The sequence below is a fragment of the Pseudoxanthomonas winnipegensis genome (assembly GCF_004283755.1).
GTDB classification, from domain to species: Bacteria; Pseudomonadota; Gammaproteobacteria; order Xanthomonadales; family Xanthomonadaceae; genus Pseudoxanthomonas_A; species Pseudoxanthomonas_A winnipegensis.
The window spans coordinates 101736-126811 of record NZ_SHMH01000004.1; the positions used below are offsets into that span (position 1 = coordinate 101736).

Here is a 25076-nt window from a genome sequence, read left to right on the forward strand (position 1 = left end):
CTGAACGGGTCAATGGGCCAGGTGCAATTCTCCCAAGGGGCCGACCAGGCGCGCCGGCACCGAGACCAGACGCATGCCGGCGTTGATCTGGACCACGAAGTGCAGGTGCGGGGCGGAGGAAAAGCCGGTGTTGCCGGACAGCCCGATGCGCTGACCGGCGGCGACCGACTCGCCTGGACGCACCAGGATGCCTTCGGGCTGGAGGTGCGCGTAGAGGGCCATGCTGCCGTCGGCGTGCAGGATGCGGATGAAGTTGCTGCGCCCGCGCAAGGCCTCGCGCTGCGGCCCGCCGTGTTCGAACCCGTCCTGCACCTGCAGCACCACGCCCGCGCGCGCGGCCAGGATCGGCGTGCCCTCGGGCAGGGCGAAGTCCAGCGCGTCGGCGTTTTCCGCATCGTCGTGGCTGAAATGCCCGCCGGGCCCCTGGTCCACGCGCACCGGCGCGTCGAACGGCAGCCGATACACCGCCTGCAGCGGCCGCGCCTGCGGATCGCCGGGGACCGCGTCGAGCTTGAGCTGGAAATCGCTGCCGGCCTGGGGATCGGCCACGATCAGCGTGGCGACCAGGGCGCGTCCGTGCGCCGGCAGCAGCTTGCGCACGGGCAGGGTGGGCGAGGCGACCACGCCACGCAGGCGCAGCGCGTCCAGCTGCACCTGGACCGGCCCGGGCAGCGGGTTCTCGACCCAGGCCAGGGTGCGGGTGGGCGTGCGTTCGAGGCGCAGGCGGGCGAGGGTGCCATCCGCGGAGTCGCGACTCGCGGCGGGCGCTTGCGGGTTCCCGTCTACAGCGGACGTCGTACGCGCCTGCGCGGCGGCCTGAGGCGCGGGGCGGACCGTGTTCCACCACGGCAGCGCGGCGCGCGTCGGGCCCGGCAGGAGCAGGGCCAGCGCGACGCCGCACGCCGCGCGCCGGATCACGGCTGGCAGCTGCCGCGCAGGCGCAGGGCGCGGCCGATGTCGCGCAGGTCGAAGGCGGCGATGGCCTGGTTGTCGTGCTGCACGAACAGCGCGCCGTCCGGGAAGCGCGTCGTGCCCGCCGCGTAGAGCGCCTCGCCATCGGTCTGCGCCACGACCTTGCCGGTGAAGGTGCCCACCGGCGCCAGCGTGTCGCGGCGATAGACCCGGAACAGCGTCGGGGTCAGCTGGTCGGCCGCGATCCACCAGCCGTCGTCCAGGTCGCAGTCCCATAGCGCGATGCCCTCGGCATCGGCCAGGAACACCGGCAGGCTGGCGCCGCGGAACCGGCCCTCCAGCGTGTAGTCGCGGAAGGTCGAGCCCACGCGCCGGTCCTCGTCGGCGATCAGCAGGCGGTCGTGCGCCGGATCGCCGGCGATCGACTCGACCATGCGCAGCATGCCGGCCTGGCCGGTATCGCCGAAGCTGCCGGCCTCACGCACCTGCAGGCCGCCATCGGGCTGCAGGTCCACCTCGAAGCGGCGCACGCGCTGGTCCATCTGCTCGCGCGGCGGCAGCTGCCCGGTGCGGAAATCGGCCATGAAGCTGTCGGTGACCAGCAATTCGAGCAGAGCCGGCGCGGTCTCGCGCAGCCACAGCCCGTAGGGCACCTTGAGCGTGTCGGCGCCGATGAAGCCGCGCGTCTTGAAATCCGGCAGCGACAGCGCCTGCACACGGTGGTTGTCGCGCTCGGCCACGAACACCGTATCGCCCCACACCGCGATGCCGTTGGGCCGCCCGAACTGGCCCGGCCCCTCGCCCGGCCCGCCGACCGTGCGCAGGCGCTTACCGCTGTCGGCATCGAACACGATCAGCTGGTTGCTGGCCTTGGCGGTGACGATCACCCAGGCGCCGCCGTCCTCGGTCGGCCAGACCGCCAGCGAGTCCAACTCGGCCTGGGGCAGCGGTTCGGAGATCCAGGCCTCGCTCACCACCGCGTCGGGCGCGGGCGCCTTCAGCACGGTCTCCGGGGTCGGGCCAGGGGCGGGGCGGGGCAGGCTGGTGCAGCCGGCCAGCAGCAGGCCGGCGAGCAGGAGCAGGGGGGCGCGGTTCATGGGCGGCGATTATGCGCGAGCGCTCCGCGCAGACCGTGTCCATTCGGCAGGCGGGAGGCGGTTTCAGGTGGAAGCATCGCTCCATCGCGATGGAGCGATTGACAACCGCTTCCGGCGCTGGCAACCTGCGCCCACCATCGAGACCGGCAGAGGGACAGGCCCTTTGAAGCCGGGGCAGCCAGCGGGACGCGCAAGCGCCTCGTGGTCGGTGCCAAATCCTGCGGCGACGCCTACGCGTTTAGACCGAAAGATGGTTCGTACGATGCATCGACGGCATGGCCGTTCGAAGCGCACGACGAACGCGAGCTTCCCCGCGAAAGCTCGATGGCCGCTCCTTCCCGGATCCGCCATGAGCCTCGTGAACGCCGCCGCCCTCCCCGAATCTCCCGACGTCGATGCCTGTTGTGCCGGTGCCCAGGTCAGCGCCGTGGCCGCGATCCGCGGCGAACTGCCGGTGGCCCTGGCCCTGCGCCACGCCGGCGCGCGCACGCTGAGCCTGCGCTACGAACTGCACGGCCCGGCCGGCGCGCCGGTGGTGTTCGTGGCCGGCGGCATCTCCGCGCACCGCCACGTCGCTGCCAGCGCGCAGTTCCCCGAGAACGGCTGGGCCAACGACCTGGTCCGCGCCGGCCGCACGCTGGATCCGGCGCGCGTGCGCATCCTGTCCTTCGACTTCATCGGCGCCGACGGCCAGCTCGACGCGCCGATCGATCCGGCCGACCAGGCCGATGCCATCGTCGCGCTGCTCGATGCGCTGGACATCACCGCGCTGCGCGCCTTCGTCGGCTACTCCTACGGTGCGCTGGTCGGCCAGCACCTGGCCGCGCGCCATCCGCAGCGCGTCGAGCGCCTGGTCGCGGTCAGCGGCGCGCATCGCCCGCATCCGTTCGCCTCGGCCTGGCGCGCGCTGCAGCGCCACGCGGTGGCGCTGGGCCAGCTGCAGTGCGCCGACCAGCAGGGCCTGTCGCTGGCGCGCCAGTTCGCGATGCTGAGCTACCGCACGCCCGAGGAGTTCGGCGAGCGCTTCGACGCCGCGCCCGAGCTGGTCAACGGCCGCGTGCGCGTGGCCGCCGAGGACTACCTGGACGCCGCCGGCGCGACCTACGTCGCGCGTACCCCGGTCACCGCCTTCCTGCGCCTGTCCGAATCCATCGACCTGCACCGCATCGACCCCTCGACCATCGCCGTGCCCACCCTCGTGGTGGCCGTCGAGGGCGACCGCCTGGTGCCGCTGGCCGACCTGGTCACCCTGGTCGAAGGGCTGGGCAAGCGCGGCAGCCTGCGCGTGCTGCGCTCGCCCTACGGCCACGACGCCTTCCTGAAAGAAACCGACCGCATCGACGCGATCCTCGCCACCGCCCTTCGCCCCACCGGAGACACCCCGTGAGCCATTCATCCCACGACGCCATTCCCTGCAGCGCCGCCACCGCCGCCGTACGCGCCGGCATCGATCGCGACACCGCCTACGGCGCGGTGACCCCGCCGATCGTGCTGTCGTCCAACTTCTCCTTCGACGGCTTCGGCAACAAGCGCCAGTACGACTACACGCGCAGCGGCAATCCCACGCGCGACCTGCTGGGCGAGGCGCTGGCCGAGCTGGAAGGCGGCGCGGGCGGGGTGATCACCTCCACCGGCATGGGCGCGATCAACCTGGTGCTCAACGCGCTGCTGCAGCCGGGCGACAAGCTGGTGGTGCCGCACGATGCCTACGGCGGCAGCTGGCGCCTGTTCAACGCGCTGGCGGCCAAGGGGCACTTCGAGCTGATCACCGCCGACCTGACCAATCCGGTGTCGCTGGGCGAGGCGCTGGCGGCCTCGCCCAAGCTGGTGCTGATCGAGACCCCGTCCAACCCGCTGCTGCGCATCACCGACCTGCGCCTGGTCATCGAGGCCGCGCACAAGGCCGGGGCCAAGGTGGTGGTGGACAACACCTTCCTCTCGCCGGCGCTGCAGCGGCCGATCGAGTTCGGCGCCGACCTGGTGCTGCATTCGACCACCAAGTACGTCAACGGCCACAGCGATGTGGTCGGCGGCGCGGTGATCGCGCGCGAGGCCGAGCTGCACCAGCAGCTGGTGTGGTGGGCCAATGCGCTGGGGCTGACCGGCTCGCCGTTCGACGCCTTCCTGACCCTGCGCGGCCTGCGCACGCTGGACGCGCGCCTGCGCGTGCACCAGGAGAACGCGTCGGCCATCGTCGCCGCGCTCGACGGCCATGCGGCCGTGGCCAAGGTCTACTACCCGGGCCTGGCCTCGCATCCGGGCCATGCGCTGGCCGCGCGCCAGCAGAAGGGCTTCGGCGCGATGATCTCCTTCGAGCTGGACGGCGGCGAGGCGGCGGTGCGCGCCTTCGTCGACGGCCTGCGCTACTTCACCCTGGCCGAGTCGCTGGGCGGCGTGGAGAGCCTGGTCGCGCACCCGGCCACCATGACCCACGCGGCGATGACCCCGGAAGCGCGCGCCAAGGCCGGCATCTCCGACGGCCTGCTGCGCCTGTCGGTGGGCATCGAGCTGGCCGAGGACCTGGTCGCCGACCTGCGCGCCGGCCTGTCCCGCGCCCAGGCGGTGATCGCCCAGGCAAGCCGGAAAACGGTCGACGCATGAGCGCGGTGATCCGCCTGGGCACGCGCCGCGCGCCGCGCCTGGCGCTGCTGGGCACCGGGGTGGTCGGCAGTGCCCTGGTGGGCCGCTATCAGCGCCTGCAGGCGCGCGGCGTGGCGCTGCCGGCGTTCGCCTGGATCGCCAACTCGCGCGGCGTGGTCGAAGGCGAGGGCGATCTGCACGAGTGCCTGGCGCAGCTGCGCGCCGCACCGGCCAATGCGCGCATCGTGCCGCCCTGGGCCGAGGCCGATGCGCTGGACGCCGGCGACATCGTCATCGACGCCACGGCCAGCGATGCCATCGCGCTGCGCCACGCCGAGTGGCTGGGCCGCGGCGTGCACGTGGTGACCGCCAACAAGCTCGGCCGCGGCGCCGATCTGCTGCGCGCCCAGGCGATCGCCGAGGCCGCGCGCGAGGGCGCGGCGTGCTACGGCGACAGCGCCACGGTCGGCGCCGGGCTGCCGCTGCTGCGCAGCCTGCGCGCGCTGGTCGCCGGCGGCGATGCGATCGCCTCGGTCGAGGGCGTGCTGTCGGGCTCGCTGGCCTTCCTGTTCCACAGCTTCGACGGCCGCACGCCGTTCTCGGCCTGCGTGCGCCAGGCGCGCGCGGCCGGCTTCACCGAGCCGGATCCGCGCATCGACCTGTCCGGCGAGGACGTGCGCCGCAAGCTGCTGATCCTGGCGCGCGCGGCCGGCGTGCCGCTGCAGGTCGGCGATGTGCGGGTCGAGTCATTGGTGCCGCAGGTGCTGGCCAGCGCGTCCGACGCGCAGGTCGATGCGCTGCTGGACACGCTGGATGCGCCGCTTGAGGAGCGCCTGCGCGCGGCACGTGCAGAAGGCGCGCAGCTGCGGTTCGTCGGACGTTTCGATGCGCGCGGCGCCAGCGTGTCGCTGCAGGCCCTGCCCGCGGGACATGCGCTGTGCGGTGGTGCCGGGACCGATAATCGCGTGGCGATCCACAGCGATCGCTATGCGCAGCAGCCGCTGCTGATCCAGGGGCCGGGCGCCGGCGCCGAGGTCACCGCCGCGGCGCTGCTGGACGATGTGTTGGCCGTGTTGCCGGGTCGGGCCTCACTGGCCGCGTGACGTTGGTGCTGGCAGCCTCAGGCGGTCAGCGATTGCATGCTGTCCGTTGTTCATTGGCGTATCGGGCGGACAGGGATGGCAAGCGCGCGATACCGCGCTTCGGCGCGAATGTTCCGCGCATCGCCGCCTTCCTTGCGCCTTCGCGATGCGTCATGGCTGCGCGCGTCAGTCGCGCGGCAGCAGCCCGTGGGCGTTGCGCGCCGGCGGCGCCAGGCGGCTGAGCTGCAGCTGCTGCAACACGCGGGGCTCGTGCTCGGCGCTCCAGCCGCTGGCGCTGCTTTCGAAGCACGTGGCGCACACCACGATGCCGTAGCGTTCGATCACACGGCCCGCGTCAGAATCTGGCGCGAAATACAGTTTTTGGTCGCAGCAGAAGCATCTTGCGGTCATGGAATCGGGTAGCACGGCCTGTCCCCTGGCATTGGTTGGAATGCATGGGGAGGGATCGCGCATGGGGCGTGCCAACTTCGCGGGCGAAACTGTGACTTCGCTTCGGATTCGCGCCCAGACATCGAGAAATGCGACGCGGCGCACGCTCGTCATGGCGCCAGCGCCTTCAGCAGCGCCGCATTGAACCGCGCCGGATCCTGCACCTGCGGCGAGTGCCCCAGGTCGTCGAACTCGATCAGCTTCGCGCCCGGGATCGCCGCGGCCGCGCGCTTGCCCAGCACCGGATAGTTGCCCAGCGTGGCGCGGATCTGCGGCGGCGCCTTGCCCTTGCCGATCGCGGTGCGGTCCTTGAGGCCGATGAACAAGGTGGTAGGCACGGCGATCCTGGGCAGCTCGTAGACCACCGGCTGGTTGTAGACCATGTCGTAGGTCAGCGCCTGGTCCCAGGCGTTGATCTCCTTGCCGGCGCCGGCGTAGAGGCCGGCCTGCATGCGTGCCCAACGCTCGAAGGCTGGCTTCCAGGTGCCAGCGTAGTACACGTCCAGCTGGTACTGCTTGATGCTCTCGAAGCTGGTCTTCAGCTCGCCGGCATACCACTGGTCCACGCTCTGGTAGGGCACGCCGACGGCCTTCCAGTCCTCCAGGCCGAGCGGGTCGACCAGCGCCAGGTGGCTGACCTCGCCAGGGAACATCAGCGCATAGCGGATCGCCAGCATGCCGCCCATCGAGTGACCGACGATCACCGCCTTGTCGATGCCCAGACTGGTCAGCAATGCATGGGTGTTGTCGGCCAGCCCGGCCAGCGAGAACTGGTAATGGCGCGGCTTGGACGACTTGCAGAAGCCCACCTGGTCCGGCGCGATCACCCGATAGCCGGACCTAGCCAGGGCCACGATGGTGTCCTCCCAGGTGGCGGCGCAGAAGTTCTTGCCATGCAGCAGCACGGCGGTCTGGCCGTTGGCCTGGCCGGTCGGCGCCACGTCCATGTAGACCATTTCCAGGTCCTGCTGCTGCGCGCTGAAGGCGTAGCGCTGGACCGGATGCGGATAGTCGAAGCCTTCCAGGCGCGGGCCGTAGGCGGGCTGCTGCTGGGCGAGGGCGGGCGCGGCCAGGGCGGCCAGGCACAGGGCCAGGAACGAACGCGGCATGCGCGACTCCAGTGGAGGGACGAGAGGCGCAGCGTAGGCAGGCCCGGGCGAGGCCGCAGTGAGGACCTCGCGCAGGCGTGCCGGCGTGTCCCAGTCCGCGGGACGCACTGGATGACAGGCGCGAGCGCCAGCCGGGAACGCATCAGCGACGGCGCGTCCGTAGCGCCGGTCAGCACTCGATGACGTTCACCGCCAGGCCGCCGCGGCTGGTTTCCTTGTACTTGTCGCGCATGTCGCGCCCGGTGTCGCGCATGGTGCGGATCACCTTGTCCAGGCTGACCTTGTGCTTGCCGTCGCCGCGCATGGCCATGCGGCTGGCGTTGATCGCCTTGACCGCGCCCATCGCGTTGCGCTCGATGCAGGGGATCTGCACCAGGCCGCCGATCGGGTCGCAGGTCAGGCCCAGGTTGTGTTCCATGCCGATCTCGGCGGCGTTCTCGATCTGGCTGGTGTTGCCGCCCAGCGCCGCGGTCAGGCCGGCGGCGGCCATCGAACAGGCCACGCCGACCTCGCCCTGGCAGCCGACCTCGGCGCCGGAGATCGAGGCGTTCTCCTTGTAGAGGATGCCCACCGCCGCGGCGGTCAGCAGGAAGTCGAACACGCGCGCCTCGTCGGCCCCGGCGCAGAAGCGGTCGAAGTAATGCAGCACCGCCGGGATGATGCCGGCCGCGCCGTTGGTGGGCGCGGTGACCACGCGCCCGCCGGCGGCGTTCTCCTCGTTGACCGCCAGGGCGTACAGGTTGACCCAGTCCAGCGTGGTCAGCGGATCGCGCATGGCCGCCTCGGGCTTGGAGGACAGCTCGCGGTACAGCGCCGGCGCGCGCCGGCCCACGTGCAGGCCGCCGGGCAGGGTGCCTTCCTGGCGGATGCCGCGCGCCACGCAGGACTGCATGGCGCTCCAGAGCTCGCGCAGGCCCTCGCGGATCTCCTCCGGGCTGCGCCAGACCTGCTCGTTCTCGAACATCAGCTGGGCGATGGACAGGCCGGTCTCGTTGCTGCGCGCGATCAGCGCATCGCCGCTGGCGAAGGGATGCGGCAGGGCGGTCTCGTCGGCGACGATGCGGTCCTCGGCGGCCTCGTCGGCATTGACCACGAAGCCGCCGCCGACCGAGTAGTAGTCGCGCGTGGCGATCACGTTGTCGGCGGCATCGAAGGCGGAGAAGCGCATGCCATTGGTGTGGAACGGCAGCTTCTGGCGCTTGTTCATCACCAGGTCGCGCTTCTCGTCGAAGTCGATGGCGTGCTCGCCCATCAGCCGGATGCGCTTCTCGCCGCGGATGCGCGCCAGGGTGGCGGGGATGATGTCCGGGTCGATCAGGTTCGGGCGGTGGCCTTCCAGGCCCAGCAGCACGGCCTTGTCGGTGCCGTGGCCGCGGCCGGTCAGCGCCAGCGAGCCGAACACCTCGGCGCGCAGCCGCGCGGTACGCGCCAGCTGGCCCGGATCGAGCAGCCAGCGGTGCACGAAGCGCTCGGCCGCGCGCATCGGCCCGACGGTGTGGGAGGAGCTCGGCCCGATGCCGATCTTGAACAGGTCGAAGGTACTGACGGCCACGGTGGATTCCAGGCAGGGGTTGCGTTGATGAGGTCAGCGCGAGGCGCGCGCCTGCGGCGCTGGCGCATCGGGCTGCAGGTGGCGGGCCAGCGCCGCGCGCACGCTGGCGTGGGTGCGGGCCATGTGTTCGTCGTGCAGGCGGCAGGCCTTGATCACGTTGCGCGCCAGGGCCGCATCGGCGATGGCCATGTGCTCGTCCAGCGAGAAGCGCTTGTCGCGCGCGCGCGGCAGCGCGGCGTACCGGTAGCGCTCGGCCTGGTGATAGAACATGTCCTGCAGGCGCAGCAGCCAGGGCGAGCGGCAGGCGCCGAGCAGGGCGCGGTGGAAGGCGAAGTTGCGCGCCTCCAGTTCGTCCAGCACATCGCCCGGCGGCTGGGTGGTGCTGCCGGAGAGGTCGCGTTCGATCGCCGCCAGCGCGTCCAGCGCTTGGACCACCTGCGCCTCCCAGGCCGCATCGCCGTGCAGGATGGAGTCGTTCATCGCCTCGTCCACCACCAGCACGCGCACCTTGGCGATGTCGTCCAGCTCCTGCAGCGACAGCGGCGCCACCCAGAAGCCGCGCTGGTCCGCGCTGACCACCAGCTGCTCGCCGCACAGGCGCGCAAGCGCCTCGCGCAGGGGCGCCAGGCCGATGCCGTAGCGCTGCTGCAGCTCGGCCAGCTTCAGCTTGGCGGCGGCCTTGAGCCGGCCGCGCACGATGTCGTGCCGCAGCTGCTGGTGGATGCGGCTGGCCAGGGTGCCGGTAACGGCGGCGTCCATAAAATCGAAATTATCGGCAGGGATGCGGGCTCGAAATGCATTGTAGGCCAGCCTTACTGCACTTAATTTCGATATTCACGCCCGTCGCCGGATGCGCCCAGGAACCACGCCGCGGCCGACACTCGACGCGGCATCTTCGCGCGGGTTAACTCAGCCGCTCGCCTGCCCGCCACGCCCGCATGACCGACCTGCTGCTCTACCAGCGCGACGACTGCCACCTGTGCGATGCGGCCCTGGCCGTGCTGGCCGCCGCGCGCGTGCCGGAGCCGGCCAGCGTGTTCATCGACGACGATGCCGCGCTGGAGGCGCGCTACGGCCTGCGCGTGCCGGTGCTGCGCGACGCGCGCTCGCAGGCCGAACTGGACTGGCCCTTCACCATCGAAGCGGTGCGCGCCTTCCTGGCGCGCTGAGGGCCCGGCAAACTCAGTGCGCCGGCGGCGGCGTATTCGCCTTGATCGGCGTGTACTGCGCGGACACCAGCACCCAGCCCTGCGGCGTGCGTTTGGCGGTGGCGCTTAGGCGCAGCGCCATCGCGCGCTCGCCGACCACGTAGTGCAGCTGCGCCGAGAGCACCGCGGCGTCGCCATGCGCGCGCACGACCACCTCGTCCATCGTCACCGGCGGCGCGGCGACCTTCTTGTCCGGCGCGTAGAACGAGAGCACCGCGTCGTGCTCGTCCACCTGGCCCAGCGGGCTGATCTCGACGAACGAGGCATCCAGCACCTGGCGCAGGCGCGCCAGGTCGAAGTCGTGTTCGGCCTGCTGATACTGGCGCAGGGCGTCTTCCGGCGTGGCCGGCAGGGCGGACGGCGCGGCAGCCGCGGGCAGCGACAGCGCGGCGGACAACAACATCGCGATCAGGGGCGCACGCATGCTCGAAGGCCTGGCAAGGGAAGTGCCGGCACGATGCGCTGCGCGCGCCGACCCGCGCATGGCCGGGAAGTCATGCGCACCTCTGGCCTAGTGCTTCCCCGGATTGTGGGAGCCACTGTCTCCTCAAATCTCGCAGCGGCCTGCCTGTAGAGCGGAGCTCGCTCCGCTGCTCTTCGTTCGGTGCGTGGGGAAGGCCCCAGCGGAGCGAGCTCCGCTCTACAGGGGGGAGCCGCCACGGCGGCGATAGGGCTTTAACGGGAAAGCTCCATCGCCGCCGTGGCCGCCCCTACCCATCTTTCCCGCTCAGCTGCCAGGCTTGAGCACGACCTTGGTGCTGATCGCCACCGCGTCGGGGATGGTCTTGGTGTCCTTCCAGTCGCCGCCGCCGACGCCGAAGTCCAGGCGCTTGACCGTGGCCTTGCCGGCCAGCGTGGGCTGCGCGCCCGGCGTCCACACGAAGGTCAGCGTCACCGGCTTGGAGACCCCACGCAGGGTCAGCACGCCGTCGGTGCTGTAGCGATCGCCGCCCAGCGACTTGAAGCCCTTGGCCTTGTAGGTGGCCTGGGCGAACTTGCCCACGTCGAAGAAGTCCGCGCTGGCCAGGGTCGAGTCGCGGTCGCCGTTGCCGCTGCTGGTGCCGGCCAGGCCGATGGTGACGTCGATCGTGCCCAACTCCGGGTGTGCCGGATCGAAGCTGACCTTGGTGTCGAACTTGCCGAACTTGCCGGTGAAGGTCTCCCCGTCGTAGCTGCTGGCGAACACCAGCGTCGAGCCGGGCGCCTGCACGTAGGTGGCGGCGCGGGCCGGGGCGGCGACGAAGGCGGCCACCAGGGCGGCGGCGGTCAGGGCGGGGCTGAGGAAATGGCGGGACATGTCATGCATCCTTCGGTTGGGCCGACACGCGCAACCAGCCGCGCGGCAGCATGCGGGCGAGCGTGGCGTCGCCCTGGAACAGGTGGTGGTAGAACGCCGCGCCGGCGTGCAGCGCCACCAGCACGATCAGCACGTACAGGCCCCATTCGTGCGCCGAATGGGCCAGGTGGCGCAGGTGTTCGTCGGGCGCGACCAGCTTGGGCATCTCGAACAGGCCGAAGAACTTGAACGGCCGCAGCCCGCTGGCCGAGTCGTACAGCCAGCCCGACAGCGGCATGGCGAACATCACCCCATACAGCAGCACGTGGGTCAGCGTGGCGATGGCGTGCTGCCAGCGCGGCGTGCCCGGCACCGGCGGCGGCGCGCCGGCGTACAGGCGCCAGGCCAGGCGCAGCGCCACCAGCACCAGCACGGTGATGCCCAGCGACTTGTGCGCGGTATAGACCCAGAAGTACTTGGGCGTGCGCGGCAGGTCGCCCATGGTCAGGCCGACCACGCAAAGCACCAGCAGCAACAGCAGGATCAGCCAGTGCAGGGTCTGGCTGACGGCGCCCCAGCGTTGGGCGTTGGCTCGGGTCATGGCGTGGCGGGTTCCTGGGCGGGCGTGGACGGGGAGGTGGGGTCGGCGGGCGTGGCGGCGGCGGGTTCGAGCGCCTCGCGCGTGCGCGTGGCCTCCACCTGCAGGTTCAGCTGCACCGCATCGCCGATCACCGAGGGCCAGGCATCGATGCCGAAGGCCGCGCGGCTGAGCGTGGTGGTGGCCGAGAAGCCCACCGTGCGCCGGAACGGCGGCAGCGGATGGCGCTTGAGCTGGTTGAAGGTCACCGCCAGGGTGACCTCGCGGGTGACGCCGTGCAGGGTCAGCTGGCCGACCACGTCGAACTGGTCGCCGCCGCGCGGCATGACCCGGGTGGAGACGAACTCGGCGCGCGGATGGTCCTTGACGTCGAGCAGGTTGGAGGCGGCCACGGCCTTGTTCCAGGCCGCATCGCCCAGATCGGCGCGGTCCAGCGGCACGCTGACCTGCACGCGCGCGCGGCTCCAGTCGTCGGGGTCGAATTCGATCAGCCCGGTGCTGCCCGAGACCGTGCCCATCGCCTGCGAGAAGCCGGCGTGCGAGACGGAGAACAGCACCCGGGTGTGGACCGGATCGAGCTGGTAGGTCTCGCTGGCGGCCCAGGCGGCGCCCGGCATGGCCAGGGCGATGAGCAGGCAGAGGCGCGAGCGCAGCGTGCGGAGGCGGGATGGGTTGGGCATGGGGGGATTCTAGGCATGCCGCCGGTCGCGCGCTTCGGGCCCCGCGGCAACATTCCATTGCGCGGCGCGCAATGGCGTTCAGGCCGGACCCGCGGCGTGCGCAGTTGCCAGCCCCGGCCACGGGCCTGCACGATGGCCCGCAGGCGGGTCGTGATGGCGCGCGCAGGCGGGTGAAGGAAGAGATCCGGATGTGGGGACGCGCGATCGTGTTGTGGAGCCTGCTGGCCTGGAGCGGGCTGGCGGGCGCGCTTGTCCCGCTGACCCCGCAGCCGCGGCAGATGGGCGTGGCCGACGGCCTGCCCAACGCCACCATCAACGCCTTCGCCGAGGACCGCCTGGGCTATCTGTGGATGGCCAGCAGCGACGGTCTGGCGCGCTATGACGGGCGCGGTTTCCGCATCTGGCGGATGGAGCACGGGCTCAGGGACAACCAGCTGTGGGCGCTTTACGTCGATGCGCAGAACCAGCTGTGGATCGGCACCGAAAACGAGGGCGTGGCGGTCTTCGACGCCGACCGCCGCAGCTTCCGCTTCTACAACCGCGCCAACACCCCGCAGCTGCGCAGCAATTCCATCTGGTGCATCGCCGCCACGCCGGATGGCAGCCTGTGGTTCGGCACCTCGGCCGGCGGACTGACCCGGCGCCTGCCGGACGGGCGCTTCGCGCTTTACCGGGCCCGGCCCGACGACCCGCGCGCGCTGCCCGGGCGCGATGTGGTGCACATGGCGGTGACGCCGGACGGCAGCCTGTGGGTGGGTACGCGCAGCGGCCTGGCGCGCTGGACCGGGCATGACTTCGAACGCGTGCCGGCCTCCGCGCTGCCTTCGCCCACCATCAACCGCCTCACGGTCGAGGCCGACGGCAGCCTGTGGGTGGCGACCAGTCGCGGCGTGTCGCTGCGCAAGCCTGACGGCAGCTGGGTGCGCGACCCGTGGCGGCCGGTCACCCACATCCCGATCCTGCAGACCATGCTGCGCGACATCGCCGGCACCTACTGGCTCGATACCGCCGCCGGCATGGGCTACAAGGCCGCCGACGGCACGGTGCGCAATGTGCCGCTGTACAGCGTCTCGGCGCGCGGCGTGGTCAAGCCCAACTGGATGGGCGGCTACGAGGACCGCGACGGCGGCCTGTGGTTCGCCAGCCTCAACGCGGGGCTGTGGCATCTGCCGGCCAACTGGCGCCAGTTCGCCGTGCTCACCAACGACGCCAGCGACCCGAGCACCATGACCAACCCGTTCGTGCTGGCGCAGGCGCCGTCCAGACGCGGCGGGCTATGGCTGGTCGGCACCCGCGGCGCGCTGGACTGGCTGGATCCGGCGACCGGCCGGGTGGAGCAGCACATCCAGCCGCTGGATCCGGTCAACTGGCCGCAGTCGGTGGAGGAGGACAGCCAGGGTCGGGTCTGGGTCGGGCTGATCGACAAGCTGCTGCGCTACGACCCGGCCACCCGCCAGCGGCGCGAGTGGACCGTGGACGATGCCCGCGACAAGCCGCTGCCCGGCGGCATCGTCGAACTGCGCCGCTGCGGCGCGCAGCTGTGGATCAGCACCAACTCGGCCGGCCTGCAGCTGCGCGACGAGCAGGGCCATGTGCTGCGCAATCTGGAACGCGGCACCGCCGACTATCCCTCCGGCCTGGTCGTTCAGCAGATGCGCTGCGACGCCGACCAGCGCCTGTGGCTGGCCACCAACCAGGGCGTGCTGACCTGGGATGCCGCGCGTGGGCGCCTGGCCGCCGTGCCCGGCGCGCCGGATCAGCCCGTGTTCTCGCTGGACCTGGCCGCCGACGGCAGCCTGTGGACCGGGCGCATGGGCCAGCTGGACCATTACGCCTGGGATGGCCATCGCCTGCGCTGGCGGCAGTCGATCGGCATCGCGCAGGATTTCCCGTCCATCGCCCCGACCGGGATGCGCGTGGACGCGCGCGGCGTGGTGTGGACCATCTCCAGCCGCGGCCTGGCGCGGGTCGATCCGATCCAGGGCACGGTGCGCACCTACAGCGTGCGCGACGGCCTGCCCAATCCCGAGATCCGCCACGGCACCCTGGTCCAGGCCGTCAGTGGCCAGCTGTCGATGGCCACGCCCGATGGCCTGGTGCTGTTCGACCCGGCGCGGCTGGTGCCCTCGGCGCGGCGGCCGGACCTGCAGTTCGAATTCGTCGGCGTGCGCCGCGGCGATCGCGGCCTGGACCTGACCCATGTCGGCCATCCGCTGCTGGACAGCGAGGACCGCGATCTGCACGTGATCGCGCGCCTGCTGTCCTTCACCGGCGCCGAGGGCACTACCTATCGCTTCCGCCTCAGCGGCTACGACCCGGGCTGGGTCGAGGTGGGCAACACCGGCGAGCGCATCTTCTCGCGCCTGCCGCCGGGCCGCTACGCGCTGGAAGTGCAGGGCCGCAGCAGCGACAGCGTGTGGTCGCAGGTCAAGACACTGCGTTTCCGCGTGGCTCCGCCGTGGTGGCAGAGCCCGTGGGGCGTGGCCTGCATGGTCGGCCTGCTGATCGTGCTGATCGCCTGGTGGATGCACGCCTACCGCCGGCGCCTGCGCCGCCGCACCGAATGGCAGATGGCCCAGCACCGGCGCAGCGTGGCCGAGCAGGCTTCGCAGGCCAAGACCCAGTTCCTGGCCACGCTCGGCCACGAGGTGCGCACGCCGATGACCGGCGTGCTGGGCATGAGCGAACTGCTGCTGGCGACCAAGCTGGACGAGCGCCAGCACCGCTACATCCGCTCGATCCAGAACGCCGGTCGCCACCTGCTGCGGCTGGTCAACGACGCGCTGGACCTGGCGCGCATCGAGGCCGGCCGCCTGGAGCTGGATCAGCAGGACTTCGACCTGCGCGAACTGCTGGACGAAGTGGTCGCGCTGACCGCGCCGATGGCCGAACGGCGCGGCCTGACCTTCACCAGCGAGATCGATCCGCGCCTGCCGGCCGCGCTGCGCGGCGATGCGGTGCGTGTGCGTCAGATCCTGCTCAACCTGCTGAGCAACGCGGTCAAGTTCACCGAGCGCGGGCAGGTCCGCCTGCAGGCGCTGCCGCTGGACGGCCAGGGCCTGCGCCTGGTGGTCAGCGACACCGGCCCGGGCATCAACGCCGAGCAGCAGGCGCGGCTGTTCCGGCGCTTCGAGCAGGGCGACGGTGCGCACACGCGCTACGGCGGCAGCGGCCTGGGGCTGGCGATCAGCCAGGAGCTGGCCGCGGCGATGGGCGGCGGCATCGCGGTGGAGAGCACCCCGGGCGAGGGCACGCGCTTCGTGGTCGACCTGCCGCTGCCGGTGGCGCAGGGCGATGCGGCCGGCGCGGTCCAGGCCGACGCCGGCGACGTGCCGCTGTCGGTGCTGCTGGTCGAGGACGACGCCACCATCGCCGAGGTGATCGTCGGCCTGCTGCAGGCCCGCGGCCACCGCGTGCGCGCCGTGCCGCACGGGCTGGCCGCGCTGACCGAACTGGCGCTGGCGCCGGTCGATATCGCCCTGCTCGATCTGGACCTGCCCGGCATGGATGGGCTGGCGCTGGCGCGCGAACTGCGCCGCCAGGGCTTCGCCCAGCCGCTGCTGGCGGTGACCGCGCGCGCCGACGCGCAGGCCGAAGTACAGGCGCGCGAGGCCGGCTTCGACGCCTTCCTGCGCAAGCCGGTGACCGGCGAACTGCTCGCCGCCGCGATGACCGCCGCGCGCGCGGCAGCCAATCTGCGCAAGGAATAGCGCTGGCCGCGGGTGTCGTCGTTCCCGGGAACGCGGGAACCCGGCGACTTCCGCGATGCGAAAAGATCGGCCGCGCCCCACGGCTTGGCGGCTCCCACTTGTAGAGCGGAGCTCGCTCCGCTGGGGCTTTCCCACGAACCGAACGAAGAGCAGCGGAGCAAGCTCCGCTCTACAGGCAGGCGGCTGCGAGATTTGACGAGACAGTTGCTCCCACAGGGAGTGGGCCGGCGCCCGCGAGAAGAAAGATCAGGGCCTCTTCGACCCGGAGTCTTTGACCTGACGCCCGCTGCCCCTCCGAAGCCGTAATGCGCACGTGCCGTCACCCGCAATCGACGAAAGAACCGCTTTGAGCCGTTTCGCATCGCACCGGCGCTTGCGTGCATCGATGCGCATTGCGAGGATGACCCCCCGGGGACATCGATGGAGTGAGCCGAAGCATGGAATGCCGGTGCGAGGGGCTGCGCCGTGTGCTCTGGACGCTGGCGCTGTGCTGCGCCGTGGCGAAGGCCCACGCGCAGGTGCCGCAGCGGCCCGCGTTCCGCCTGACCGCCACCGCCGAAGGCCTGCCCTCGACCTCGATCACCGCCCTGGCCACCGATCGCACCGGCTACCTGTGGCTGACCACCTACGACGGACTGGCGCGCTTCGACGGCGCCGAGTTCACCGTCTGGCAGCACGACCCGCGCGACCCCGCCTCGGTGGCCGGCAACCTGCAGCAGGCGCTGTATGTCGATCCGCACGACCAGGTCTGGGTGGCCAGCGCCGGCCTGAGCGTGCTCGATGCCGAACGCCGCGGCTTCCGCCACTATCGCCGCGCGCAGTATCCGCAGATGCGCAGCGACGACGTGTACGCCATCGCCGGCCTGGACGACCACGTCTGGTTCGGCACCAACGGCGGCGGCCTGTACCGCATCGACGCCGACGGCGCGCTGACCCGCTTCGACCACGCCAACACCGGCGGCGTGCTGCCCTCGGATGTGGTCACCAGCCTGGCCGTCGATGCGCGCGGCCGGCTCTGGGTCGGCACCGAAGCCGGGCTGGCCTATGTGCAGGGCGGCCGACTCCACGCGCTGCCCGCAGGCGGCCCCGGCGCGCTGGCCGTGCTCTCGCTGACCCGCGTCGGCGACACGCTGTGGGCCGGCACCCGCGCCGGGCCGCGCGTCCTGGGCCGCGACGAGGTCTGGCGCACGCCGCCGTGGTCGGCGATGTTCGAGGGCGCCAATCAGATCCTGGCCGCCGCCGATGCGGGCGACGGCGAATCCTGGCTCGGCACCGCCAACGGCCTGTGGCTGACGCATGGCGCGCGGGCGCCGCAGTGGGTGCGCGATCGCGACGGACTGTTCGACCGCCACTTCGTCACCAGCTTCCAGACCGTGGCCGGCGGTGGGCTGTGGATGGGCGTGGTCGGCAAGGGCCTGGCGTATCTGCGCCCGGACTGGCGGCGCATGGCCGTGCTGCCCGCGGCCAAGGGCACCTCAATCAGCCCGTACTGCAGCGTGGCCCCCGGCCGCCACGGCGTGCTGTGGCAGGCCGACGCGGCCGGCACGCTGGAGCAGGTCGACAGCCGTAGCGGCGCGGTGACGGTGACCGTCTTCCGCGGCATCGACCCGCTGCATCTTGGCCTGACTAGCGCGGTGCAGGACCGGCGCGGCGCGCTGTGGCTGGGCGTGCGCCCGGCCGCGCTGGTGCGGCTGGATCTGGCCACAGGCGCGCGCCGCGACTGGCCGCTGCACAGCGCCGGGCAGGTCGCGTTCGCGCCCGAGACCCTGCTGGAGGATGCGCGCGGCGATCTGTGGCTGGGCACGCCGGGCGTAGTGCAGCGTCGCGATGGCCGCAGCGGAGAGGTCCTGGACGCATTCGCCCGGCATCCCGTCACCGGCCACGAACTGGCCTTCCAGCAGCTGCGCCTGGGGCCCGATGGCGAACCCTGGATCGCCAGCGGCACCGGCCTGCTGCGCTGGGAGCCGGCCACGCGGCGCCTGCTGCCGGTGGACGGGCCGGACGGCGCGCTGGAGGTGTCCGGCTTCGTGCCCGAATCGGCGCAGGCGCTGTGGGTGTTCCGCATCGGGGAACTGGAACGCTGGCAATGGCGCGAGGGCCGCTGGCAACTGTCGCGCCGCATCGAGGCCGGTCTGCCCAACGTGAGCGCCAACGGCATGCAGCGCGACGGCCAGGGCCGGCTGTGGCTGGCCACCCAGCGCGGCCTGCTGCGCGTGGACGTGTCCGATCCGCAGCGCGCGGTGGTACGCACCTTCGGCGTGCGCGACGGACTGAGCAGCCAGGAGTTCCTCGAGAAATGCCTGTACCGGCTCGAAAGCGGCGTGCTGGCCTCGACCACCAGCGATGGCGCGCTGGTGCTGATCGACCCGGCCACACCCGACCGCGCCGCGATCTCGCCGCCGCTGCTGCTGCGACCGCCCACGGTCGTGCGCGAGGGCCGCATCGAGGCGCTGCCCGCGCCGACGCCGCGCCTGCGGCCCGACGACCGCGAGCTGCGCGTGGGCATGCGGCTGCTGGCCTTCGACGATGTGGCCGGCAGCCGCTACCGCTCGCGCCTGCTCGGCCTGGATCCGGACTGGGTCGATCAGGGCGCCAGCGGCGATCGCGTGCTCTCCGCGCTGGCACCGGGCGACTACACGCTGGCGCTGCAGGGCTTCGACGCCAGCGGCAACGCCTCCGCCGTGCATCGCTTGCATTTCAGCGTGGCCCCGCCGTGGTGGCGCAGCGTGGCCGGCCTGCTGGTGCTCTCGCTGCTGGGGTTGTGCCTGCTGCTGGCCGGCGCCTGGGCGTATCGGCGCCGTGTGCAGCGGCGCAGCGAATGGCAGATGGCCCAGCACAGGCGCGTGCTGGCCGAACAGGCCTCGCAGGCCAAGACCCACTTCCTTGCAACGCTGGGCCATGAGGTGCGCACGCCGATGACCGGCGTGCTGGGCATGAGCGAACTGCTCGCCGCCACGCCGCTGGACGCCAACCAACGCGGCTATGTGGCGGCGATCCAGAAGGCCGGCACGCATCTGCTGCGACTGGTCAACGACGCGCTGGACCTGGCCCGCATCGAGGCCGGACGGCTGGCGCTGGACGTGCAGGACTTCGACCTGCGCGAGCTGCTCGGCGAGGTCGCCGCGCTCATCGCACCCAACGCCGAGCGCAAGGGCCTGGTCTTCGACTGGCAGGTGGACGCGGAGGTGCCGCGCGCGCTGCGCGGCGATCCGCTGCGCGTGCGCCAGATCGCGATGAACCTGCTGGGCAATGCGGTCAAGTTCACCGCGCGCGGCCGCGTCGCGCTGCACGCGCAGGCGGCGGAGGCGGGCGTGGTGCTGATCGTCAACGACACCGGACCGGGCATGAGCGCCGAACAGCAGGCGCGGCTGTTCCAGCGCTTCGAGCAGGCCGAGGGCGCACGCACCACCGCGCGCTACGGCGGCAGCGGCCTGGGCCTGGCGATCTGCCAGGAGCTGGCCCAGGCCATGGGCGGGCGGATCACGGTGGACAGCGCGCCGGGGCAGGGCACGCGCTTCCTGGCGCACCTGCCGCTGCCTGCCTCGGAAGATGCACCGGAGCCGGCGGTACGCGATCGCCCCGCACAGCAGGTGCAACCGCTGTCCGTGCTGCTGGTCGAGGACGACCCCACCGTCGCCGCGGTCATCAGCGGCCTGCTGCAGACATGCGGCCACCGCGTGCGTGCGGTGGCGCACGGGTTGGCGGCCCTGGCCGAGGCGCGCGTGGAGCGCTTCGACATCGCCCTGCTCGACCTCGACCTGCCCGGCCTGGATGGCCTGGCCCTGGCCACCCAGCTGCGCGCCCAGGGCCTGGACCTGCCGCTGCTGGCAGTCACGGCCCGCGCCGACGCCGAGGCAGAACCGCTGGCGCGCGCCGCCGGCTTCGACGGCTTCCTGCGCAAGCCGGTCACCGGCGACCTGCTCGAGGGGGCGATCGCGGCGCTGTGTCGGTGAGGTGGGCTGGTGAGCATTCCGTCTAGGTTTGCGCGCGCTTCGGCGAGGACCCGGTACAGCGCTTGGTAGCATCCCGCCTCCGATCCGCTGTCGAGCTCTCGTCATGGATGAGTCCTCCACGCCGCCCTTGTCCGCTGTCCGTGCCGATCCGCCGCCGACTGCGCTTACCGGCAAACTCGATGGCCGGCTGACCGAGCACGGCGCGCAGGCCGAAGGCCAGCTGCGCGCCGGCGGCGAACACCTCAAGGCCGGGCTCGATGCCAGGGTCGAAGGCGCGATCACCCACGCCGAGGGCCAGGTGCGCTACACGCTGGAAGGCCGCCTGAGCGGTTTCGTCCAAGGCAACGCGGCGGCGCGCGGCTTCGGCGTCGACGCCCGCGTGCAGGAGGGCGGCACGGTCAGGTTCGAGGCCGCGGTGCCCGAGCGTGCCGCGCGCGAGATCGACCCGCGTTCGGTCAATCCCTTCGACCCGGCGTCGATGCCGGTGGGCACGTGCATCAGCATGGACGCGGCGCACACCGGCAGCGTCGAGGTCGGCACCCGGCTGCGCCAGCTGGCCACCCGGGATCGCGTCGGGCAGGAGCAGGGCGTCCAGGTCTCGATCGAGGCGCTGGAAGGCCAGCGCGTGCGCGTCGTGGCCGGTCCGCGCGAGGCGGTGGAGGCCTATCACGGCGTCGGCCTGAAGCTCGGCCCGGCCAGCGCCATGCTCGGACGCGAGGATCACGTCTCCGGCGGGACGCTGCACACCGCGCAGTTCGATCTGTCCAATCCGCAGGGCCGCCAGGCCTACGACGCCTTCATGCGCTCCGGGGTCATGCCCGAACGCGATGCGCCCGGGCTGTCCGAGGTCAGCACGGTCTCGCGCCTGGACCTGCGTTCGGAAGGCAAGGTCGATCTTGGCCTGGGCGCACGCTCGACCTCGCTATCGACCGGCGTCAACAGCGGCCAGGCCGTGCGCACCGTGCACGGCGACGGCAGCGCCGAGGTCTCGCGCACGCTGCGCTACCGCGAGCACGATGTCAGCCTGCGGATCGACCAGTCCTTCGCCGCCGATGGCACGCCGGGCGAGCGCAGCTATCGCTATCGCTTCACCCCGGACGCCACCCAGGCCGGTCAGCTCAACGCGGTCTACGGACGCGAGGGCGCGACGCCGTTCAAGGCCGGCCAGGAGGCCACCTTGCGCTTCACCGAGCAGGAGATGGCGGGGCTGCAGGCGCAGACCCTGCGGGCCAACCAGAACATCGCGCGCACCGGCGGCAACGATGCGATCCGCCTGCTGGCCGAGCCGACGCCGCAGGGCGGCCAGCGCACGCCGGAACGCTTCGCCATCGACCTGATCCACAATCCCAGCACGCTGGCCGGCCTGCCTTCGACCCTGTACACCGTCGCGCTGCGCTCGGGCGAAGAGGCGCGCGGACGGCCGCTGTCGTTCTCGCCGCTGCCCGGGCAGCTGGAAGGCGCCGCGGTGCAGGCACCGCGGGCGCCCGCCCCGGGGGCGCCATCGTCGGCCGCACCGAAGGTCGACTTCAACACCGCCGCGACCTCGCTGCCGCAGCTGGGCCATGCCGGCCATCCCGATACGCCCCTCTTCGCCGCGATCCGGGACCGCGCCCCGGCCGGCGTGAGCGAAGACCATCTCGCCCGCGCCACGCTGCTGGCGCGTCAGGAAGGCATCACGGTCGAGCGCTTGCGGCAGGTCGGCGTCCACGACCAGACCCTGTGGCTGGCGGGCGATCAGCCAGGCCAGCGCGCCGGGGTGGATCTGCGTCAGCCGGCGCCGCAGGCGCAGCAGACCGGCGCCCAGTTGCTGACGATGCCGCAGCCGCAGGATCCGGCGCAGCAGCAGGAGCGCCAGGCGACGATGGCCCGCGGCTGAAGCCCGGCGCGCGAAGTCGGGTTGTCGCGCTTTAACGCGCGCTGTGCCGATGCACGGCCTGGACCAGTGCGGTGACGTGATCGGGGTTCATGTCCGGCGACATGCCGTGGCCGAGGTTGAAGACGTGGCCATCGCGCGAACCGCCGTTGCCGGCGGCGTAGCTGTCCAGCACGCGCTTGACCTGCACGTCGATCGCCGCGGGCGAGCCGTACAGCACGGCCGGGTCGAGATTGCCCTGCAGCGCCACCGTGCCGGCGGTGCGGCGCGCGGCTTCCTCCAGTTCCACCAGCCAGTCCACGCCGACCGCCTCGGTGCCGCTGGCGGCCAGCGCCTCCAGGTGCGCGGCGTTGCCCTTGCCGAACAGGATCAGCGGCGCGCGCTCGGCGCCATGTCCGCGCTCCAGCTCGGCGGCGATGCGCTGCAGGTAGGGCAGGGAGAACTCGCGGTACATGGCCGGGCTCAGCACGCCGCCCCAGGTGTCGAACACCTGCAGCGCCTGCGCGCCGGCCGCGTGCTGGGCGGCCAGGTAGGCGATCACCGCATCGGTGTTGACCTTGAGCAGCGCGTGCAGCGTGTCCGGGTCGTTGAGCGCCATCGCCTTGATCCGGGCGAAGTCCTTGCTGCCGCCGCCTTCGACCATGTAGCAGGCCAGCGTCCATGGGCTGCCGGAGAAGCCGATCAGCGGCACGCGGCCGTCCAGCTCGCGGCGGATCAGGCGCACCGCGTCCATGACGTAGCGCAGCTCGGTCTCCATGTCCGGCACGCCCAGGCGCGCGACCTCGTCGGCGCTGCGTACGGTGTGGCGGAACTTGGGGCCTTCGCCTTCGACGAAGTACAGCTCCAGCCCCATCGCATCGGGGATGGTGAGGATGTCGGAGAACAGGATCGCCGCGTCCAGCTCGAAGCGCGCCAGCGGCTGCAGCGTGACCTCGCAGGCGATCTCGGGGTGCTTGGCCATGCCTAAGAAGCTGCCGGCGCGCGCGCGGGTGGCGCGGTACTCGGGCAGGTAGCGCCCGGCCTGGCGCATCAGCCACACGGGCGTGCGATCGGTGGGCTGGCGGCGCAGGGCGCGCAGCAGGCGGTCGTTCTTGAGCGGCGGCAGGGACAAGGCAGGTCTTCCGTAAAGAGAGGGAATCAGGCGGGGGAGGGCGCGGGGAGGCGGCCGGGCAGGATCAGGCCGTACAGCAGCAGGTCCTCGAAGACCCCGTGCTTGCATTCGTGTGACACCAGGCGGCCTTCCAGACGCAGGCCGGCCTTCTCCATGACCCGGGCCGAGGCCGGATTGCGCGCTAGGCAGGCGCCGCCGATGCGGCTCAGGCCGAGCGCGGTGTGGCCATGATCGATCAGGCGGCGCGTCGCTTCGGTGGCATAGCCCTGGCCCCAGTAGGGCACGCCGATCCAGTAGCCCAGCATCGCCCGCGCGTGGGTGCGGGACATCTCGTGCAGGGCGACGGTGCCGATCAGGGCACCGTCCTGGCGCAGCGTGATCGCGTAGGCGATGCGCGTGCCGGCGGCCAGCGCCGGCGCCAGTCCGGCGATCCAGGCCTGCGCCGCGCCGTCGGGGTAGGGGTGAGGAATATTGGCCGTGGTGTCGGCCACGCGCGCATCGCCGGCCAGGCGCTGCACGTCGGCCGCGTCCGAAGGCAGGTACGGACGCAGCCGCAGGCGCGCCGTGTCGAGGACCGGCTGCATGGCTAGGCGCGCGGCGCCTCGAAGCCGTGCACGAACATCACCTGATAGCCGCGCTTGATGTGCGTGTCGCGCAGCTTCTCGAACGCGGCGGTGGCCTCGGCCTGGGCCATGAACTGCTCGCGTCGCAGCTGCCCACGCCCCCCGACCTGGCCAGCCTCGCGCAGCAGCTCCCAGCCGCCGAACAGGTCCGGCTGCAGGGTCAGCTGCAGGTAGCGGGGCGTCTGGCCCACGCTGGGGTGTTGCTGGAGAAGGACGCGCATGGCGGCGATTGTAGCCAAGCCGCTCTGGTTCAACCGCGAAAGCTGCGCCGATAGGCCGAGGGCGAAGTGCCGAGCGTCGCGGCGAAGCGCTGGCGCAGCGAGATGGCGCTGCCGAATCCCGCCTCGGCCGCGACGCGATCCAGCACCAGGTCGCTGGTTTCCAGCAGCCGCTGCGCGCGCGCCAAGCGCTGGTGCGCCAGCCAGTCGCCGAGGCTGGCGCCGGTCGCCTGGCGGAATCGTCGGGTGAAGGTGCGCCGGCTCATCAGCGCGCGCGCGGCCAGCGCGTCCACGCCCAGGCGCTGGTCCAGGTGGGTCATCGCCCATTCGAGAACCTGCGCCAGCCGTGCGTCGCCCGGGTCGGTGGGCAACGGCTGCTCGATGTACTGGGTCTGCCCGCCCTGGCGATGCGGCGCGACCACCAGCCGCCGCGCGATGCGGTTGGCGACCTCGGCGCCGTGCAGGCGGCGCACCAGATGCAGGCAGCAGTCGATGCCGGCCACGGTGCCGGCCGAGGTCAGCACGTCGCCGTCATCCACGTACAGCACATCCGGCTGCAGCCGCACCTGCGGATGGCGCCGGGCGAAGGTCTCCAGCGCGGCCCAGTGCGTGGTCGCCGGGCGGCCGTCGAGCAGCCCGGCATCGGCCAGCACGAAGGTGCCCAGGCACAGCCCCACCAACTGCGCACCGACGGCGTGAGCGCGGCGCAGCGCGTCGATCAGCACGGCCGGCGCCGGTTCGTCCCGATCGCGCCAGGAGGGGACGATCACCGTGTCGGCGCCGTCCAGGCCTTCCAGTCCGTAAGCCGGCTGGACGCTGAAGCCGGCATCGGTGCGCAGCGGACCGGGCTCGGCGGCACAGACGCGCAGCTCGAAGGCGGGCAACCCCGGCTCCGCGCGCGGCTCGAACACCTGGCATGGCACGGCCAGGTGGAAGGGACTGATGCGGTCGAAGGCGACTACGGCGATGCGATGCGGCGACATGGCCCGATTCTATCGAAAGTCGCGCATCGGGCCACTCGTCGACCCCGCGACCGGTGCCCAG

21 protein-coding genes and 1 riboswitch are annotated in these 25076 nt (G+C 72.0%); of the genes, 7 read left to right on the forward strand and 14 right to left on the reverse strand.

Features of this window, described 5'->3' with window-relative positions; all coding sequences use genetic code 11:
* Positions 1 to 9: 9 nt before the first annotated feature.
* Together EAT51_RS09025 and EAT51_RS20610 are read right to left on the reverse strand one after the other, a co-directional pair.
* Positions 10 to 927 carry a M23 family metallopeptidase gene (locus EAT51_RS09025; protein ID WP_425478226.1) on the reverse strand — a complete coding sequence of 306 codons (918 nt, stop codon included), beginning with the start codon at positions 925 to 927 and terminating at the stop codon, positions 10 to 12.
* A complete protein-coding gene (locus EAT51_RS20610) occupies positions 915 to 2009 on the reverse strand; it encodes an NHL repeat-containing protein (RefSeq protein WP_130517131.1) in 1095 nt (364 codons plus the stop codon). The genes EAT51_RS09025 and EAT51_RS20610 overlap by 13 nt, the downstream gene beginning before the upstream one ends.
* Positions 2010 to 2140: 131 nt before the next feature.
* Positions 2141 to 2266, forward strand: a riboswitch (SAM riboswitch).
* Positions 2267 to 2358: 92 nt separating this feature from the next.
* Between EAT51_RS20610 and metX the strand changes: the two genes are divergently transcribed.
* From metX to EAT51_RS09045, 3 genes are read left to right on the forward strand one after another with little or no spacing between them, the layout of a single operon-like run.
* Positions 2359 to 3396, forward strand: coding sequence for a homoserine O-succinyltransferase MetX (gene metX / locus EAT51_RS09035; RefSeq protein WP_130517133.1), 1038 nt, complete (start codon positions 2359 to 2361; stop codon positions 3394 to 3396).
* The gene (locus EAT51_RS09040) at positions 3393 to 4610 is read left to right on the forward strand and encodes an O-succinylhomoserine (thiol)-lyase (protein WP_130517135.1); all 1218 of its coding nucleotides are present in this window, start codon (positions 3393 to 3395) and stop codon (positions 4608 to 4610) included. The genes metX and EAT51_RS09040 overlap by 4 nt, the downstream gene beginning before the upstream one ends.
* The gene (locus EAT51_RS09045; protein ID WP_130561525.1) at positions 4607 to 5692 is read left to right on the forward strand and encodes a homoserine dehydrogenase family protein; all 1086 of its coding nucleotides are present in this window, start codon (positions 4607 to 4609) and stop codon (positions 5690 to 5692) included. Before EAT51_RS09040 ends, EAT51_RS09045 begins: the two co-directional genes overlap by 4 nt.
* A 165-nt stretch (positions 5693 to 5857) precedes the next feature.
* Here the strand turns inward: EAT51_RS09045 and EAT51_RS20285 are convergent, their stop codons facing one another.
* From EAT51_RS20285 to EAT51_RS09060, 4 genes are all read right to left on the reverse strand, one after another.
* Positions 5858 to 6016 (reverse strand): hypothetical protein, encoded by a 159-nt coding sequence (locus tag EAT51_RS20285; RefSeq protein ID WP_165394628.1) that lies wholly within the window; start codon positions 6014 to 6016, stop codon positions 5858 to 5860.
* Between the two features lie 215 nt (positions 6017 to 6231).
* Entirely contained in the window at positions 6232 to 7230 is a 999-nt protein-coding gene (locus tag EAT51_RS09050) for an alpha/beta fold hydrolase (RefSeq protein ID WP_130561526.1), read from the reverse strand.
* 169 nt (positions 7231 to 7399) lie between these two features.
* Positions 7400 to 8782, reverse strand: coding sequence for an L-serine ammonia-lyase (locus EAT51_RS09055; RefSeq protein WP_130561527.1), 1383 nt, complete (start codon positions 8780 to 8782; stop codon positions 7400 to 7402).
* Between the two features lie 33 nt (positions 8783 to 8815).
* Positions 8816 to 9541, reverse strand: a complete 726-nt coding sequence (locus EAT51_RS09060; protein ID WP_130561528.1) for a GntR family transcriptional regulator — start codon at positions 9539 to 9541, stop codon at positions 8816 to 8818.
* Positions 9542 to 9720: 179 nt separating this feature from the next.
* On the opposite strand from EAT51_RS09060, the gene EAT51_RS09065 reads away from it, so the two are divergent.
* Complete coding sequence (locus tag EAT51_RS09065; protein WP_130524261.1) at positions 9721 to 9951, forward strand: glutaredoxin family protein; 231 nt, start codon at positions 9721 to 9723, stop codon at positions 9949 to 9951.
* 13 nt (positions 9952 to 9964) lie between these two features.
* On the opposite strand, the gene EAT51_RS09070 is transcribed toward EAT51_RS09065, so the two are convergent.
* From EAT51_RS09070 to EAT51_RS09085, 4 genes are all read right to left on the reverse strand, one after another.
* On the reverse strand, positions 9965 to 10414 hold the full coding sequence (locus EAT51_RS09070; RefSeq protein WP_165421944.1) for a nuclear transport factor 2 family protein: 450 nt from the start codon (positions 10412 to 10414) through the stop codon (positions 9965 to 9967).
* A 303-nt stretch (positions 10415 to 10717) separates the two neighbouring features.
* On the reverse strand, positions 10718 to 11287 hold the full coding sequence (locus EAT51_RS09075; protein WP_130524259.1) for a YceI family protein: 570 nt from the start codon (positions 11285 to 11287) through the stop codon (positions 10718 to 10720).
* A gap of 1 nt (position 11288) precedes the next feature.
* Positions 11289 to 11867, reverse strand: a complete 579-nt coding sequence (locus EAT51_RS09080; protein ID WP_130524258.1) for a cytochrome b — start codon at positions 11865 to 11867, stop codon at positions 11289 to 11291.
* Entirely contained in the window at positions 11864 to 12544 is a 681-nt protein-coding gene (locus EAT51_RS09085) for a YceI family protein (RefSeq protein WP_130561529.1), read from the reverse strand. The genes EAT51_RS09080 and EAT51_RS09085 overlap by 4 nt, the downstream gene beginning before the upstream one ends.
* Before the next feature lie 188 nt (positions 12545 to 12732).
* On the opposite strand from EAT51_RS09085, the gene EAT51_RS09090 reads away from it, so the two are divergent.
* The 3 genes from EAT51_RS09090 to EAT51_RS09100 all read left to right on the forward strand — a co-directional run bounded on the left by EAT51_RS09090 (position 12733) and on the right by EAT51_RS09100 (position 22083).
* The gene (locus EAT51_RS09090) at positions 12733 to 16254 is read left to right on the forward strand and encodes a hybrid sensor histidine kinase/response regulator (protein ID WP_130561530.1); all 3522 of its coding nucleotides are present in this window, start codon (positions 12733 to 12735) and stop codon (positions 16252 to 16254) included.
* Positions 16255 to 16691: 437 nt separating this feature from the next.
* Positions 16692 to 20207: a hybrid sensor histidine kinase/response regulator gene (locus tag EAT51_RS09095; protein WP_130561531.1), complete on the forward strand. Its 3516-nt coding sequence runs from the start codon at positions 16692 to 16694 to the stop codon at positions 20205 to 20207.
* A 127-nt stretch (positions 20208 to 20334) separates the two neighbouring features.
* Complete coding sequence (locus tag EAT51_RS09100) at positions 20335 to 22083, forward strand: hypothetical protein (protein ID WP_205965168.1); 1749 nt, start codon at positions 20335 to 20337, stop codon at positions 22081 to 22083.
* 31 nt (positions 22084 to 22114) lie between these two features.
* Here EAT51_RS09100 and hemE read toward each other — a convergent pair whose 3' ends face one another.
* Genes hemE through EAT51_RS09120 form a run of 4 tightly spaced genes read right to left on the reverse strand, consistent with a single transcriptional unit; the run spans position 22115 to position 25015 of the window.
* Positions 22115 to 23185: a uroporphyrinogen decarboxylase gene (hemE, locus tag EAT51_RS09105; protein WP_130517649.1), complete on the reverse strand. Its 1071-nt coding sequence runs from the start codon at positions 23183 to 23185 to the stop codon at positions 22115 to 22117.
* A gap of 32 nt (positions 23186 to 23217) precedes the next feature.
* Positions 23218 to 23775 carry a GNAT family N-acetyltransferase gene (locus EAT51_RS09110; RefSeq protein ID WP_130561533.1) on the reverse strand — a complete coding sequence of 186 codons (558 nt, stop codon included), beginning with the start codon at positions 23773 to 23775 and terminating at the stop codon, positions 23218 to 23220.
* A gap of 2 nt (positions 23776 to 23777) precedes the next feature.
* Positions 23778 to 24035 carry a WGR domain-containing protein gene (locus EAT51_RS09115; RefSeq protein ID WP_130517162.1) on the reverse strand — a complete coding sequence of 86 codons (258 nt, stop codon included), beginning with the start codon at positions 24033 to 24035 and terminating at the stop codon, positions 23778 to 23780.
* 29 nt (positions 24036 to 24064) lie between these two features.
* The gene (locus tag EAT51_RS09120; protein WP_130561534.1) at positions 24065 to 25015 is read right to left on the reverse strand and encodes a helix-turn-helix domain-containing protein; all 951 of its coding nucleotides are present in this window, start codon (positions 25013 to 25015) and stop codon (positions 24065 to 24067) included.
* Positions 25016 to 25076 lie beyond the last annotated feature (61 nt).